Origin of the sequence: Streptomyces atratus (assembly GCF_040655115.1) — a bacterium.
Lineage (GTDB): Bacteria > Actinomycetota > Actinomycetes > Streptomycetales > Streptomycetaceae > Streptomyces > Streptomyces atratus_D.
The window spans coordinates 37,720-53,022 of the sequence record NZ_JBFAJH010000051.1 but is presented as its reverse complement, the minus strand read 5'-3'; the positions used below and the strand labels follow the sequence as shown (position 1 = coordinate 53,022).

The following is a 15,303-nucleotide window of genomic DNA, read 5'->3' as shown; positions in this document are numbered from 1 at the left end:
GAAGCGTGAAGAACTCCCATCATCGCAGGTCACAGGGCACTTCCTCGTTTTCGGAGAAGCTATCCACAGGCATCAAGCCGGTGGATCCGGGCTGAGGGTGCCTGCGGGGGAGACTGGTTCTCGGTCCGTTGCTGGCCGCGCAAGGTCTCGATGCGTTTGCGCAGGTCGGTGTGGGCATAGCTTCACCGCCGACGGGACGAACTACGTCAGCACCCTGCCCAAGTCCTGACCTCGCTCGGTCGTCGTCCGGACACGGGTCCGGGCGGTGCACGCCGCCCAGACCCGTGTCCGGAACCTATGGGGTGACGCTCCTCCAGCGCTCGCCTGGGAATTGCCGGTGGCGCCGGACTCGCAGCCGGCAAATGCTCCCGCGCCCGGTTTCATTTCTGGTCTCAATCACGCCACGATCTTGAAGAACGTGGGGAGGTCGGGCCAGGTGTCGAAGTTGAAGGCGACCTCGCCAAGGCGTCACTCCTCGCGGTGGATCTCCTGGTAGCGGACCTCGGTGAGGCCGGGCGTCTAAGCGAGAGCCCCTACCTCCACGGCTCGTGTCGGTGGGCGTCCTTGGTTACAGCCCGCAGGAGCCGCGGTCGAGGTGGAAGTACCGGGCGTTGGCCCAGCGGCACAGCCGGATACCGACGATGACGCCGACGATGGTGACCAGGGCAGGCAGGTATCCGCTGGCGACCTGGATGACCGGGATTGCAGGGCACCCGCCTGAGATCGCCCAGCCCGTACCGAACAACACGGCGCCGGGGATCACGCCGGCGTGGATCCGCCCTGGGGTGCGGCGGACCCGCAGCAGAGCGAACGCGCACACGATGATCACCACGGCGCCGGCGAAGGAGAGGAACATGCGCAGGTCTTGGAAGGTGAACATGCGGTTCAGCTCAGCGTAATCGCCGAAGCCGATGTTGGTGACGGTATAGCCGAGGGCCAGTCCGGTGATGATGCTGGCCAGCAGAATCGCGCCCCGGGTACGCATCAGATCACCTTCCACAGGAGGAACGACACCGCGACGGCGGTGCCGAAGAACACGGCGGTCGCGACGATGCTGACCGGGCGTAGACGGCCGCAACCGTTGAGTCCGTGGCCGGAGCTGCACCCACCGGCCAGCCGAGTACCAAAGCCGACCAGCACGCCTCCCACGAACAGCAGGGCGATCATGGTAGTCGGACTGGCGGTGACCAGGTTCCGAAAACCCGGGCCCATGTCGTAGCGGAGGTGGAACCGCCCGGAGGTGACCGCCGCGATCAATCCGCCGAGGAAGATCGATATCAGCAGGGCGGCCTGGGTGACCAGTGGGGCCGGGCGCAGGCTCGTGGCCGCGGGGCTCTCGCTCGCCACTCGTTCGGTATCCGCTTCGAGTGGCTGTGAATTCCCGTACGAAACGTGTGACAGGGGGGACGTGCCGGTGCCGGTGCCGAAGTGTTCCGTCGTGGCTGCGGCGAGCGCCTCAGCGAGAGCTTGATCGTCGGCGAACTCCTCGTCCATCTCCTCGAGGTGGCGTTCGCGGCGCCAGTGCAACACGCGATCCCACGCGGACGACACCCCGAAAGAGCGATCGGTGATGAGGGTGTAGTTGATGGTGACCAAGGCGAGCCCGATAGCGCCCGCCCACCAGGGCCAGTAGGTGCTCATGCGGGTCCTCTCATCCAATCGGCAAATCGAGCCAACCAGCCGCGCTTCGAGCCGGGAGCTTGCCGCGTTCGTCGAGCGAGGCTGTTTGAGGGCTGGGGAATCTGTGGGGGCGGTGACGGTTGGTGATGCCAGACAGGTGCTGGCGGAGATGTCGCCCCGAAGTGGGCCGTGGCCCCCGGTGTCACGGTTCCAGGTTCTGACTGCTCATATGGGCGGGCCGGTGCCGGCTGGGACCAGGGTGCGGTCTCCGGTGACCACGGATCGGGCCGTGGTGGTGGGGCCTGCCGGGGTACCTCCCCCGGGTTGGCGGCGCAGGACCGGTCCGACTCGGCGACGTCTTCGAGGTGTCGCGCACGGGCTCCGTTGGGCAGCAAGCCGATCGGCACGCGCTCGCCGGTGAGTGACACCTGGTAGCGCGCACAGCTGAGCCACCGATCGTCGCTGTCGCAGTAGTGTTCGCGCCAACCTTGCAAGCTCGCCCTAAGCAGGGGGAAAAGGGGGCATCCTGCGGCGTGTGAGCAACTCACGTTGCTCCCTCCTGATCGGCGCACACCACCCGTTCGGGGAGAGCGGTTGCCGTTCTCGATTCTTGCCCTTGCCGCGCTCGGTCGACGATCTGCAGAGCAACGCGGCGGTGACGGGCAGTGGCAATAAGGCTATGTGCCTCCATTCCGCGACCGGGCGTGATGCAATCACTTTTTCGATGTCCCGAGCAACTTCACGGTATTTTTCAATCGGACCACTTGACACTACTTGGTGAGATATTCCGCGCGACGGATATGTGGCGTCTACCCCTCATGTCCGGATATTTGCAGCTGGCAATGAGGTCACTTGGATCATTATTTCGCCCCCATGGCTGCGGCCTGTGCTGATACAAGTCAGCTGTTTGCGGAGCGGGTGAAAATACTGGAGCCCTTGTGATAGTGGCGTGAATATCGTGGATCTCAAATGAAGAGCTAATGGAGAAGAATTATGTGCCAGCGTGCTGTCTGTCGGTCGTGCCGGAAGATGACCTATGAAGGCTGCGGGAGACATGTGGACCAAGTGCTCATGGGTGTGCCGACGGCTCAGCGGTGCATGTGCGGGTCTGTGGAGCGCAGGGGTGCGCGCGCAGTAGAGGCGGCGGCTCGACCGGGATCGGCGCCGGCCCGTCAGGGCGAGTCGCCGCGACATGCGAAGGTCCCTCGGCGCCCAGAGAGTTCACCGAGCCGATCGAGGGGTGGCTGGTGGACCCAACTGGTCAATTGGACGAAAAGCCCGATATGAGGTAATTAGTCGGCTATGCGCACTTCGGGCTCTTTGGGTCGAAGGTGTCGGTTATTGCACCATGAAAGCCCGAATTTGGGACTGCCCCTCCCGGCAAGCTTTGCCCGTCGCGTCGCCCAGCACGCACTCCCCCAAGGCCTTAAGGGCCAGGGGGGACCCCCTTCCGCGTCGGCCAAAAGCCCTGGTAGCTCCTTCCCCGAGCTCTCCGCTCCGTTCGAGCAGGGGAGACCCCGTCCGAGGACTTCCGGCCGCCTTGCGATCGCACGCCCTGGACGACGCTCCTCATGGGGCAAACATTGCCCGTCACGGCACTGACGACGGCAGCCCGGGTGCGACTGCCACGTGGACGCCCGGGCTGCCGTATGCGAGCAGGAGCGAGCCGGCACGGGGGGAACCAGCCCGCTCCTGCGGTCGGCGCTCGCGTACCTCCCCATGAGGGCGAGCGCCTCGACCCTCACGGTGGGGTCACTCTTTCCAGCGTGCTGTGCCCCTGGGATGTCACTGGTGGCGAGAGGTGGTCACAACTCCAACGCTCGTGCGAAAAGCGCAACTTAGAGGCCGCGCAGATAGGCGCGGTGGTGGCGCCCCGGTAGCGAAGCAGGCACAGGTCTTGGCGATCATGGAGTTGCGACGCTCTGTGATCACCGAGGAGACCTGTGCCTGTCCTGCCATCATGGCTTACCGACCCGCTGTGGGACCAATTCTCGGCACTGCTGCCCGAGCGGCCGGTCTGTCACCCGGACCATCCGCTCGGCTGCCACCGGCCAGGTGTCAACGACCGGATCGTGTTCGACAAACTGCTCCAACTCCTGCGGTTCGGCTGCTCCTACCAGGCGATCGCGGACACGACCTGTTCGGCCACGACGATCCGCAACCGGCGCGATGAATGGATCCGGCTTGGCATCTTCGCCCGGCTCAAGCAGATCGTGCTGGAGTCCTACGACCGGATCGTCGGTCTCGTCCTCGATCAGATCGCCGTCGACGGCTCCATCACCGAGGCTCCCGGCGGAGGCGAGGTCGCAGGGCGCTCCCCGGTCGACCGCGGAAAACAGGGCTTGAAACGCTCCGGCATGACGGATGGTTACGGCATCCCGCTGGGCCGAGTCCTAGCTGGTGCAAACCGTCACGACTCCCCGCTGCTCGCCGCGACCCTTGACCTGCTGGTCGACCTGGGGCCGCTGCCCGACGGCATCACCGTGCACCTGGACGCCGGCTACGACTCGGCCGCCACCCGCACCACGCTCAGCGAACGCCAACTGCGCGGCCAGATCGCACACAAGGGCGAGAAGGCACCCATCCAGGCCAGCCGACGCTGGCACGTCGAACGCACCCACGCCTGGCAAAACGCCTTCCACCGCCTCGCTTGCTGCTACGAACGCCGAGCCACCGTGATCAACGCCTTCTTCGACCTGGCGGACACGATCATCACCATCCGCAGCCTCATCCGCCGTGCCTGGAAAACGCACCGGTGGCATGCCCGGCCCTCGCAGTGTCCGTGACCGTCATGACCGGAGCCAGAAGCAGGATCGACCACAATGGCGGGCAACATGGACAACAGGACCCCACAGCCGATATGGCGATTCGCCCTGCCCTGGGCCGAACTCGACGTATTCACACGCGGCCCCGTCCCTGAGGCGCTGCAAACCACTGCCGCAGTCCTCGCCCAACTTGAGGACCGCTTCCATCCGGCATTGCTCCGCCCTCGCCGAGGGCCGGAGGGCGCTTACGCAGCAGTCTGGCCCGCGAACCGACCGCCCCCGGAGCTCACCGAGAACGCGGAACCGGCCCTACAGGACCTGCGAGACGTTGTCCTCGCAGAGATCCACTCCCTGACCTGCCACGTCTGCACAGTACGTTTCCAAGCCGTCTACCCAGACCCTGGCATCCCATTTTTCGGCCGCCATCTCGCAGCACACCAACTGATCAACGGATGCCCCACGTGCGGCAGCGACTTCGCAACCTCCCGGATCCAGGCACTCGCCCTGCTACCGCCTCCCTGACAGCCCGCCGTCACAATCCGTCACTACCTCATATGGCACAACCGATAGCCCCATCTCACCAATCTGCGCGAGCTCTTACTCTGGGTGACCGCTCGACTGGGGGTCAGTGCCGCTGGAGGTGTCTGGCGGCGCCTCGCTCAGGGCGCTGTTGAGCGTTTTCAGTGCGGCGATCACCGCGTCGACCTCTGTGTCGGCGAGTGCGGGGAGCATCTGTCGCAGAGTCGGTTCCGCATCCCGGTTCCTGGCTTCCCAGGCCTGGGCGCGGGCATGGTCGGCGATCTTGGCGACAGTGCGGCGCCGGTCGGCGGGGTCGGCTCCCAGCTCGACCAGGCCCCGCTTGTGCAGCGCCGCCACCACGGCGGATACCCGGCTTTGGGCGAAGCCGGTGCGCTGGGCAATGGCCCCCACCGGCTGCGGACCGGCGGTGTAGAGGTGCTCCAGCACCAGAAGCTCGGTCGGCCCCAGGTCGGAGGCGTCCTTCATTGCCGAGATCGCGGCAGCGGTGAGCCGCCTGCCGAGATGGTGCAGCTCAGCAAGGTCTAGGGAACTGGTCGGCAATGCCACGTACATCCTCCTCAGGAACATCTCTCATGATACATCCGTCCTAATGCATCATGAGAGATGTATCTTGCTAGATGCATTTGCCCCGGGAGGCGCGACATCCCCGAGACGTCCCTAGGAGGAGACATGACCCGGCCGATAGCCCGAGTGCTGCTGTTCCCGCTCGCCATGGCCGCACTGCTGGTCGGCATCTACACCGCCGCCATGCACGCTCCGACCCCGCACCACCTGAAGATCACGGTCGCCGGACCATCTGCGCAGACGGAGCCACTAGCCGCTTCCCTGCGCGGGGCTCTGGGCGATGCGTATGACGTCAGTACCGTCACCTCCACCGAACAGGCCCGGCAGCTGGTAGCGCACCGGGCCGTGGCCGCCGCCTACGTCCCCACGCCGACGCCCGGTGACCGCGGCGCCGGTACGGCGGGCATCGCCTTCGCCCAACTGCAGCAGCCAGACGGCCCCGTGCTCTACATCGCCTCAGCCGCCGGTGCCGCCCAAGTCAACCTGGCCGCCCTGCCGTTCCAGAACGCCGCCGTCCAGCAGCACCAGTTCCTTCAGGTCCGCGACCTGGTCCCGCTCAGCGCCCACGACACCAGCGACACCAGCACCATGTACGCCGCGATCAGCCTGACCCTCGCGGGCTACCTGTCAGCCGTCATGCTCTCGACCGTGTTCGGCACCGCCCTCACCCTCAGGCGCACGGTGGCCACGCTCGCCGCCTTCGGCGCAGTTGCCGCAGTCGCCGTCTGGTTCATCAGCGGCCCCCTCCTGGGCGCCGTGCACGGCTTCGCCCCCGCCATCCTCGTCACCGGCTGGCTCACCGTGATGGCCGTTGGCATGGCCACCTTGTTCCTGTCCCGCTTCTGCGGGCGCATGACCGCGTTGCCCGCCGTCGGGATCTTCATGTTCCTCGGCATGCCCGCCTCCGGAGCCGCCCTGCCCATCACGACCATGCCCGCACCCATCCGCGCCCTGCACGACCTGCTGCCGATGACCTCAACATCCGGCAGCCTGCGCCAGATCATGTACTTCGCCGGCGACGGCATCAGCCGCTACTGGCTCGCCCTCACCCTGTGGGCCGTCACCTGCCTCGCCCTGACGCTCATATACGACGCCGTCAAGGCCCGCCGCACCGCCCACCGCAACAACACAGACACCCTGCCCCGGCAGACCGCCGAGCCCATCCCCTCCCGCTGATCGCATCCCCAGCGCACATCCACCGCCACACCCCAGAACGAGGCCGAACCCGTGACCGAAGCACCACCGCCGTTCAACGACCACAACACCGCCCCCGCCCGGCCGCCAGGTGACCCACTGACCCTGATCGCCACCGAAACCGAGCTGACCGGTCTCGACTTCACCGGCCTGGACCTGCGCCCAGCCCTGCGCCGCGATTCGCGCCCCCGGACATTCACGCGCTGCACCTTCACCGAAGCCAACCTACGCGGCGCCCAACTCGCCGAGGCCGTCTTCACCGACTGCACCGCCGTGACAGCCGACTTCACCGGCGCCCTACTCGATCAGGCCCACTGGAAGGGCGGCAGCGCCGCCGGCGCCAACTTCACCGACGCCGACTGCGGCGACCTCATCTGCGACAGCGTCGACCTGGCCAACACCAAATGGGGCGGCGCCATGCTCACCGACGCCACCTTCACCGGATGCCGCATGATCGGCGCCCGCCTCACCGGCCACCGCGGACTGGGCCTCAATCTCGCCCGCTGCAACCTGGCCGTCGCCAACCTCAACGGCCTGAGCCTGCGCGGCACCCACCTCGTCGGCATCCGCTTCACCGAAGCCGACCTCGGCGGCGCCGACTTCCGCGACTCCACCCTCGAAGACTGCCGACTTGCCGATGCCAACCTACGGGCCGCCACCTTCACCGACGCCGACCTACGCGGCGCCGACCTCGGCGAACTCACCCTCGCCACCGCCGCCCAGTTCCGCGGCGCGGTCATCTCCCCTGACCAGGCCGCCCAAATCTGCGCCGCCCTCGGCCTGAACGTCATCGGCTGAACCCTGATAGACAGGACTGGTCTCCCCGGTGACCACAGAGCGTCGCAACTCCGTGATCGCCAAGACCTGTGCTGTTTTGCAGTCGGGTTACCACCACCGCGCCTATCTGCGCGGCCTCTTAAAGCCATCACGACTCAGCCGCGAACCGCGCACGCATCTTCTCCCCCTCGTGGCGTACCTCATAACAGCCGGGCACTGGAGCGGGCCCCCGGCTCGGGCCCTCCCGCTGCAACCCGGCGCAAAGGCACACCGAGGGATGGCTGCGCCGCCCAGAAAGGCAAGGTCGCAGGGCCGCTACGCTGGGGCCGCTGCGTCGCCCTCCTCCCTGATCCGCTCCCGCGGTGAGTCATGGCCTGCGGCGATCAAGACGTCTTTGGGCGTGAGGATGAAGAACAAGTGCTTATAGCGGGCCGATACCGGCTGCGGGATGCCATCGGGCGGGGCGCGATGGGGGAGGTCTGGCGGGCCTTCGACGAGACGCTCGGCAGACCGGTTGCCGTGAAACTCCTGCTCCCCCACGACTCAGACCCCACCGCGTCCTCCCGCTTCCGGCTCGAGGCACAGACCGCCGGCCGCCTCAGCCACCCGAATGTGGTCGGCGTCCTTGACTTCGGCGAGCACGAAGACCGCCTGTTCCTGGTGATGGAGCTCGTCGACGGGGACAGTCTCGCCGGGCTGCTCGCCGTCTCCGGACCGCTCCCCGCCGAGCGGGTGGCCCGTATCGCCGCGCAGGGCGCTGTTGGGCTGGCCGCCGCGCACCGGCAGGGCATCGTGCACCGGGACATCAAGCCGGCCAACCGAGGACCCCGGCGCCCGCGCCGAGGACTGCGGCCCCGCCGGCCGCCCGCCACACGGTGCCTTCCAGCGTGCGAAGCCGCGCCTCGTGGTCGGCTACGTCGCCGCGGATGTCCTTGGTCGCGGTGATGACCTCGTCGAGCTTCAGCTCGATGCGATCGACTGTTCTGGCCAGGTTCCGCACCTCCTGGTACATCTGCCCGGTGCTGATGCGGACCCCGGCGTCGGGCGGCTGCGGCGTCCCCGCCCATCGAAGAACGGCACCGAGCTATCAACCTCGGCCGCCGCGCCCGTACCGAAAGCGAGGCCGCCGCATGACCGGGCGCGTACACGAGACACGGAGCAACGCCGGCGAGCAGGCCACCAAGCATCCGCCCATCGAGATCGGCAACTACGCTTCCCCCGCCTGCCTGCGATGGGCCGAAGCGACCGATCGGGCCGCTCGACCGCCGGCGGACACCTTCACCCTGCCGACCACCGCGGTCGAGCTCGACGCCATGAGCTACGCAGACCGGGTGCGCGTCTACAACGAAGGCCAAGTGCTGTACGACCGGCTCGCCGGCCGCGCCCCCGCGGCATGACGCCTGATCCGCGCCCCGCCCGGGCTCTTCTCTCGTCGTTCCGCGTTGGAACCCTCGACAGGCTCAGATGCGGCCTGCCTCTTTGTAGATGCCGTAGAGGAGCCATCCGAACAGGGTGATCCCAGTCACAAATCCGACGGGCATGAGAGCTGTGATCACGCTCTGGTCCACTTTCAGGACTTGGAGCCCCCAGGCCACAAGGGCTCCACCGCCGACCCAGAGCATGACGATCCCGAAGCGGCGAGCGACGAAGCGGGCGCTCCCGCCGACGGGAACAGCGCCAGGCTTCTGCCGGATGAACCACTCTCCGATCCCCCACGGGTTGATGGTGAGGAGAAGCCCTCCGACGAGCCAACAGATACCCATCAAGAACACTGGATCTCAGCCTTCCGTCCGAAGATCGCGCAACCGGGTGGGGCACGCGGCTGAGTGCCCGGCAATCCGTCCGGCGCGGCCTCAGCGTGCTACAGCGTTCGCAGTCGTCGGTACCCGAGACGAGTCCACTCGGACAAGGCACTCGTGATCAATGGGAGCCCCGTGAGGGGCATGAGCAGACCTGACCGGCCAAGCCATGACGGTTCGACTTCGCCGCAACTCGCCCGTCCTTGTCCTCCCCCACGAGCGCAACATACCGCTGAATGTCTCACGGTCCGCAAGATGTGATCGTGGTCGGCGGAGCGGCTTCGGGCGGGAGCTGACATGGGGCGAGAGGTCACGGCCCCTTACGCTCACCCGCGAATCGGGCGGACGCCGAGCGGAGGTTCGCCGTCGACGAGCCGTGGTGTCCGGAGCGGGTGCGTCGTGTCCGTCAGCCTGCCGTGGTGGCGATCCGCCGTTCGAAGGCCGCGAACGCGGCTTCCTGACGCCACTGGACCCGCGCCTTGGCGCTGGCGTCCAGCAGGCGTCGGCACTGCTGCCGCGGGTTGTCCGTACCGGGCCTGTCGTGGCGGCAGGGGCCGGCGAGACGGTAGCCGTCCCGCGTCGGGTTGCCCTGCCAGAGGCCGGCGCCCGGCAGGAAGGCGTACTCCAGGGAGGCCCTCGCGAGGTCCTTCAGGTCGCGGTAGCCGAGGTCGTACGTCGTGGCGGCGTACTGGTACTCGTGGCTGATGTCGATCCGGGAGACGCCGGGGTCGTCGGTGGCCAGCACGACGGGTACGCCGTAGGCGCGGTAGGTGGTGAAGGGGTGGTCGGCGCCCTTGACCCCGAGGATCTGCGCGTTGCTGCTGAACGGGACCTCGACCGCGATCTGCCGGGCGGCCATGGTGCGGGCGAGTTGCCGCCAGTTGTCCTCGTGGACCAGGTCGACGCCGTGGCCGATGCGCTCGGCGTGAGCGACGTTCACGGCCTCACCGATGTGGAAGGTCAGGTCCTCGGGTTTGACCAGGCCGGGCCACAACTCGCCCGCGTGCAGGGTGATGTGCGCCTTGGGATACACGCGGTGCAGGTAGTCGAGCATCCGCATCTGGAGGCTGTAGTTCTGCAGGGAGCTGTCCCAGTCCTCCGGCTGCACCAGATTCACGGCGACGAACCGCTTGTCCCGTTCGGCCAGGCGCAGCCCCAGGGCCAACTGCGTGAAGACCCGCTCGGGCGAACTGCCGCGCGACGCCTGGGAGATCCACCGCACCGGCAGCCGACAGCCGGCCTCCGCGCGGGGCGTGCCGCACTGTGCTGCCGTGCGGAACTCCGCGTCGGACTCGTCGGTCTCCCGGCTCGCCTCGGCGACCAGCTTGTCGAGTTTGCCGCCGGCCAGCAGCTTGCTGTGCAACCTCGCCAGGTCCGGGTCCCAGCCGACCTCGGCGGCGAGAGTCTTCGCGCCGTCGGACGCGGGGGTCACCATCGTCTCCAGATAGAACTGGTTCTGCCTCGCGACGGTGTCGGCCACTTCGGCGAGGAGCTTGCCCCGATGGCGCCAGGTGACCTCGCCGAACTTCCCGAACGTGTCGAAGAAGTGGTCGTGCCCCGACTGCCCCGGCGGGAAGTCCTGCATGGACCACGCCTGCAGCACCGAGCGGCGGAAGGGGCCGTCGGACAGGGCGTCCGACGCCGGTCGCCGGCCGGGGCCGCACGGCGGCTGCACCGCGGTCAGCGTCGTCTCGTCGATGCACAGTCCGTCTTCCGCGGCGAGCGAGATCAGGTATTCGGTCGAGACGGCCCCGGACAGGTGGTTGTGCAGGTCCCCTCCCTTCGGAAGCGCCGTGAAGAAGGCCTTCAGCGCGGCCGGATCGTTCCGGATCGCGGCGAGCCGCGCGGAGACCAGGGCCTCCCCGCGGGTGGGCGCGGGCAGGGGTGCGGCAGCGGGGGACCGAGTGGCGGCCACCGGCTGCGCGGCGGCGGGCAGCGAGCCCGGCAGCAGGGACAGGACGGCGAGGGCGCCGAGGCCGATCGGGGCCAGGAGGCCACGCGGGCGGCGCAGGGAGCGGCGGTTCACGAAGATCACCTGCGCATGATCCCGAGTTCCGCCGAGGCTGAACGTGCGACGGGCGGTCACCTCGCCGGGACCACCCGGCCGAGTGATCACGCCAGACGTCCTGTCGATTCTTGCCGGCGGTCCACGAGCGTCCGGCGCACGCACCTGTCCGTCGGCTGCCTGCTCCTCGGCCGGTGCGGGTCCGGTACGGCCTGTGCCCTCACGGACGCTCGGCCGACCGCCCGTCGGGGGGACGGCCGGCCGGGCGGCTCACGAATGACCGCGTGGCGGTGCGGTCGGACCGGGCGCCGGGGAGTTGACGAGAGGGCGGCGCCGGGTGGGTGTGGCGCCCCGCGCGGACGGGGCGCCACACCCACGTAGGCCTGTCGCCCCTCAGTCGTCGCCCTCCAGGTCCCCCTCCGTCTCCAGGAACGCCTGGCGCAGCGCCTCCAGTACCGCCGGGTCCGGCTTGGCCCACATGCCGCGGGACTCGGCCTCCAGGAGGCGTTCCGCGATGCCGTGCAGGGCCCAGGGGTTGGCCTGCTGCAGGAATGCGCGGTTGGTCGGGTCCAGGACGTACGTCTCGGTGAGCTTGTCGTACATCCAGTCGGCGACCACGCCCGTCGTCGCGTCGTAGCCGAAGAGGTAGTCGACCGTCGCGGCGAGTTCGAAGGCACCCTTGTAGCCGTGGCGGCGCATCGCCTCGATCCACTTGGGGTTGACCACGCGGGCGCGGAAGACGCGGGACGTCTCCTCGACGAGGGTGCGGGTGCGGACCGTCTCCGGGCGGGTGGAGTCGCCGATGTACGCCTCCGGGGCCGTGCCGCGCAGGGCGCGGACCGTGGCCACCATGCCGCCGTGGTACTGGAAGTAGTCGTCCGAGTCCGCGATGTCGTGCTCGCGGGTGTCCGTGTTCTTGGCGGCCACGGCGATGCGCTTGTACGCCGTCTCCATCTCGTCGCGGGCCGGGCGCCCGTCGAGTTCGCGGCCGTAGGCGTACCCGCCCCAGACGGTGTAGACCTCGGCGAGGTCGGCGTCGGTGCGCCAGTCGCGGCTGTCGATGAGCTGGAGGAGACCCGCTCCGTACGTACCGGGGCGGGAGCCGAAGATGCGGGTCGTGGCCCGGCGTTCGTCGCCGTGTTCGGCGAGGTCTGCCTGGGCGTGCGCCCGGATGTGGTTCTGCTCGGCCGGTTCGTCGAGGGACGCGGCGAGGCGTACCGCGTCGTCGAGCAGGCCGATGGTGTGCGGGAACGCGTCCCGGAAGAAGCCGGAGATGCGCAGCGTCACATCGATGCGCGGGCGGCCCAGCTCGGCGAGGCCGATTGGTTCCAGGCCGGTGACGCGGCGCGAGGCGTCGTCCCAGACCGGGCGGATGCCGAGCAGCGCCAGTGCCTCGGCGACGTCGTCGCCGGCGGTGCGCATCGCGCTGGTGCCCCACAGGGAGAGGCCGACCGAGGTGGGCCACTCGCCGTTGTCGGTGCGGTAGCGCTCCAGGAGCGAGTCGGCCAGGGCCTGGCCGGTCTCCCAGGCGAGTCGGGACGGGACCGCCTTCGGGTCGACGGAGTAGAAGTTGCGGCCGGTCGGCAGCACGTTGACCAGGCCGCGGAGCGGGGAGCCGGAGGGGCCCGCCGGGACGAAGCCGCCGTTCAGGGCGTGGACGGTGTGGTCGAGTTCGGCAGTGGTGGCGGACAGCCGGGGGACCACCTCGCGGGCGGCGAAGTCGAGGATGTCCGCGACCGGTCGGGGATGCGACGCCGCTACGGCCGCGACGGCCGCCGGGTCCCAGTCCGCGTCCTCCATCGCCTGGACCAGGGCGCGTGCCTGCTCCTCGGCCTCGTCGGCGGTGGTGCGGGTGGCGGCGGACTCGTCCAGCCCGAGTGCCTCGCGCAGACCGGGCAGCGACGCCGTACCGCCCCAGATCTGGCGGGCGCGCAGGATCGCCAGGACCAGGTTGACCCGGTCCGCACCGGCCGGGGCGCCGCCCAGGACGTGCAGGCCGTCGCGGATCTGGGCGTCCTTGATCTCGCAGAGCCAGCCGTCCAGATGCATGATGAACTCGTCGAAGCCCTCGTCGTCCGGGCGGTCGTCGAGCCCCAGGTCGTGGTCGAGCTTGGCGGCCTGGATCAGGGTCCAGATCTGGGCGCGGATCGCGGGCAGTTTCGCCGGGTCCATCGCGGCGATCTGGGCGTGTTCGTCGAGGAGTTGCTCCAGGCGCGCGATGTCGCCGTAGCTGTCCGCGCGGGCCATCGGCGGGACGAGGTGGTCGATCAGGGTGGCGTGGGCGCGGCGCTTGGCCTGCGTGCCCTCGCCCGGGTCGTTCACCAGGAACGGGTAGACGAGGGGGAGATCGCCCAGTGCGGCGTCCGGGCCGCAGGCGGCGGACAGGCCCGCGTTCTTGCCGGGCAGCCACTCCAGGTTGCCGTGCTTGCCGAGGTGGATCATCGCGTCGGCGCCGAAGCCGCCGTCGTCCTGCGTCGCCGCGATCCAGCGGTACGCGGCCAAGTAGTGGTGCGAGGGCGGCAGATCGGGGTCGTGGTAGATCGCGATCGGGTTCTCGCCGAAGCCGCGCGGCGGCTGGATGAGGATCAGCAGGTTCCCGCGGCGCAGGGCGGCGAGCACGATGTCGCCCTCCGGATTACGGGAGCGGTCCACGAACATCTCGCCGGGCGGCGGGCCCCAGTGCTGCTCGACGGCGTCGCGGAGTGCGTCCGGGAGCGTGGCGTACCAGCGCCGGTAGTCGGCGGCCGGGATCCGGACCGGATTGCGGGCCAGTTGCTCCTCGGTCAGCCACTCCTGGTCGTGGCCGCCGGCCTCGATCAGGGCGTGGATCAGCTCGTCGCCGTCGCCGGAGACCAGGCCGGGCAGTTCGTCCTCGGGGCCGAAGTCGTAGCCCTCGGCGCGCAGTCGGCGCAGCAGGGCGACGGCGCTGGCCGGGGTGTCGAGACCGACGGCGTTGCCGATTCGGGAGTGCTTGGTCGGGTAGGCGGAGAGGACGAGCGCCAGGCGCTTGTCCTCGGCCGGGATGTGGCGCAGCCGCGCGTGGCGTACGGCGATTCCGGCGACCCGTGCGGCGCGTTCGGTGTCGGCGACGTACGCGGGCAGGCCGTCCTCGTCGATCTCCTTGAAGGAGAACGGGACGGTGATCAGACGTCCGTCGAACTCGGGGACCGCGATCTGGCTGGCCGCGTCGAGCGGGGAGACGCCCTCGTCGTTGTCCTCCCAGTCGCTGCGCGAGCTGGTCAGGCAGAGCGCCTGCAGGATCGGTACGTCGAGTCCGGTGAGCGCGCCCGCGTCCCAGGACTCGTCGTCGCCGCCCGCCGATGCCTCGGCGGGCCGGGTGCCGCCCGCGGCGAGGACGGTGGTGACGATGGCGTCGGCGGCGCGCAGTTCGTCGATGAGTGCGGGTTCCGGAGTGCGCAGCGAGGCGACGTACAGGGGGAGGGCGCGGGCGCCCGCGTCCTCGACCGCCCGGCAGAGCGTGTCGACGAACGCGGTGTTCCCGCTCATGTGGTGGGCGCGGTAGTAGAGCACCGCGATGGTCGGTCCTTCGGTGGCGCGCGCGGTGCGCTCCAGGGGGCCCCAGGACGGTGCGGGCGCCGGGGGGTCGAAGCCGTGGCCGGTCAGCAGCACCGTGTCGGAGAGGAACCGGGCCAGCTGGTCCAGATTGGCCGGGCCGCCGTGCGCCAGATAGGCGTGGGCCTCGGCGGCGATCCCGATCGGGACGGTGGAGGCGGCCATCAGCTGCGCGTCGGGGGCCTGTTCGCCGGTGAGGACGACGACCGGCCTGCCGGTGGCGAGGACGTGGTCGAGCCCTTCCTGCCAGGCGCGGACACCGCCGAGGAGGCGTACGACGACGAGGTCGGTGCCGTCGAGGAGGGCGGGGAGGTCGTCGAGCGGCAGGCGCGAGGGGTTGGCGTAGCGGTAGGTCACCGGACCGTCCGCGGCGCGGGCGCTGAGCAGGTCGGTGTCGGACGTCGACAGGAGCAGGATCATGCGGCGTCGGGCCTTCCTCGGGGTGTCCACGCCCCGGGCGGTGTCG

11 protein-coding genes and 2 pseudogenes are annotated in these 15,303 nt (G+C 69.1%); 5 read left to right on the top strand and 8 right to left on the bottom strand.

Translation table 11 applies throughout. The features are described from left to right. Positions 1-405: 405 nt before the first annotated feature. The 3 genes and pseudogenes from AB0I23_RS34155 to AB0I23_RS34145 form a co-directional block, all read right to left on the bottom strand. Positions 406-513 (bottom strand): annotated as a pseudogene (locus AB0I23_RS34155) (adenylyl cyclase); the annotation flags it as partial. 55 nt (positions 514-568) lie between these two features. Then, a complete protein-coding gene (locus AB0I23_RS34150) occupies positions 569-985 on the bottom strand; it encodes a YeeE/YedE thiosulfate transporter family protein (protein ID WP_359115360.1) in 417 nt (138 codons plus the stop codon). Continuing rightward, a complete protein-coding gene (locus AB0I23_RS34145; protein WP_359115357.1) occupies positions 985-1,641 on the bottom strand; it encodes a YeeE/YedE family protein in 657 nt (218 codons plus the stop codon). The genes AB0I23_RS34150 and AB0I23_RS34145 overlap by 1 nt, the downstream gene beginning before the upstream one ends. 1,922 nt (positions 1,642-3,563) lie before the next feature. On the opposite strand from AB0I23_RS34145, the gene AB0I23_RS34140 reads away from it, so the two are divergent. Next, a complete protein-coding gene (locus AB0I23_RS34140; RefSeq protein ID WP_359115354.1) occupies positions 3,564-4,406 on the top strand; it encodes an IS5 family transposase in 843 nt (280 codons plus the stop codon). A 576-nt stretch (positions 4,407-4,982) separates the two neighbouring features. Here AB0I23_RS34140 and AB0I23_RS34135 read toward each other — a convergent pair. Beyond that, complete coding sequence (locus AB0I23_RS34135) at positions 4,983-5,471, bottom strand: MarR family winged helix-turn-helix transcriptional regulator (RefSeq protein WP_359115351.1); 489 nt, start codon at positions 5,469-5,471, stop codon at positions 4,983-4,985. A 123-nt stretch (positions 5,472-5,594) separates the two neighbouring features. On the opposite strand from AB0I23_RS34135, the gene AB0I23_RS34130 reads away from it, so the two are divergent. From AB0I23_RS34130 to AB0I23_RS34120, 3 genes and pseudogenes are all read left to right on the top strand, one after another. Then, positions 5,595-6,665, top strand: coding sequence for an ABC transporter permease (locus tag AB0I23_RS34130; protein ID WP_359115349.1), 1,071 nt, complete (start codon positions 5,595-5,597; stop codon positions 6,663-6,665). Between the two features lie 51 nt (positions 6,666-6,716). Continuing rightward, positions 6,717-7,481, top strand: a complete 765-nt coding sequence (locus AB0I23_RS34125; protein ID WP_359115346.1) for a pentapeptide repeat-containing protein — start codon at positions 6,717-6,719, stop codon at positions 7,479-7,481. 396 nt (positions 7,482-7,877) lie between these two features. After that, positions 7,878-8,279 (top strand): annotated as a pseudogene (locus AB0I23_RS34120) (serine/threonine-protein kinase); the annotation flags it as partial. On the opposite strand, the gene AB0I23_RS34115 reads toward AB0I23_RS34120, so the two are convergent. Beyond that, positions 8,266-8,472 (bottom strand): hypothetical protein, encoded by a 207-nt coding sequence (locus AB0I23_RS34115; RefSeq protein ID WP_359115344.1) that lies wholly within the window; start codon positions 8,470-8,472, stop codon positions 8,266-8,268. The pseudogene AB0I23_RS34120 and the gene AB0I23_RS34115 sit on opposite strands and share 14 nt — an antisense overlap. A gap of 118 nt (positions 8,473-8,590) precedes the next feature. On the opposite strand from AB0I23_RS34115, the gene AB0I23_RS34110 reads away from it, so the two are divergent. Then, positions 8,591-8,857, top strand: a complete 267-nt coding sequence (locus AB0I23_RS34110) for a hypothetical protein (protein WP_359115341.1) — start codon at positions 8,591-8,593, stop codon at positions 8,855-8,857. 63 nt (positions 8,858-8,920) lie between these two features. Here AB0I23_RS34110 and AB0I23_RS34105 read toward each other — a convergent pair whose 3' ends face one another. From AB0I23_RS34105 to cobN, 3 genes are all read right to left on the bottom strand, one after another. Continuing rightward, complete coding sequence (locus tag AB0I23_RS34105) at positions 8,921-9,232, bottom strand: hypothetical protein (protein ID WP_359115339.1); 312 nt, start codon at positions 9,230-9,232, stop codon at positions 8,921-8,923. A gap of 433 nt (positions 9,233-9,665) precedes the next feature. Next, complete coding sequence (locus AB0I23_RS34100; RefSeq protein WP_359115336.1) at positions 9,666-11,294, bottom strand: adenosine deaminase family protein; 1,629 nt, start codon at positions 11,292-11,294, stop codon at positions 9,666-9,668. A gap of 363 nt (positions 11,295-11,657) precedes the next feature. Continuing rightward, complete coding sequence (gene cobN / locus AB0I23_RS34095) at positions 11,658-15,257, bottom strand: cobaltochelatase subunit CobN (protein WP_359115365.1); 3,600 nt, start codon at positions 15,255-15,257, stop codon at positions 11,658-11,660. Between the last annotated feature and the right edge of the window lie 46 nt (positions 15,258-15,303).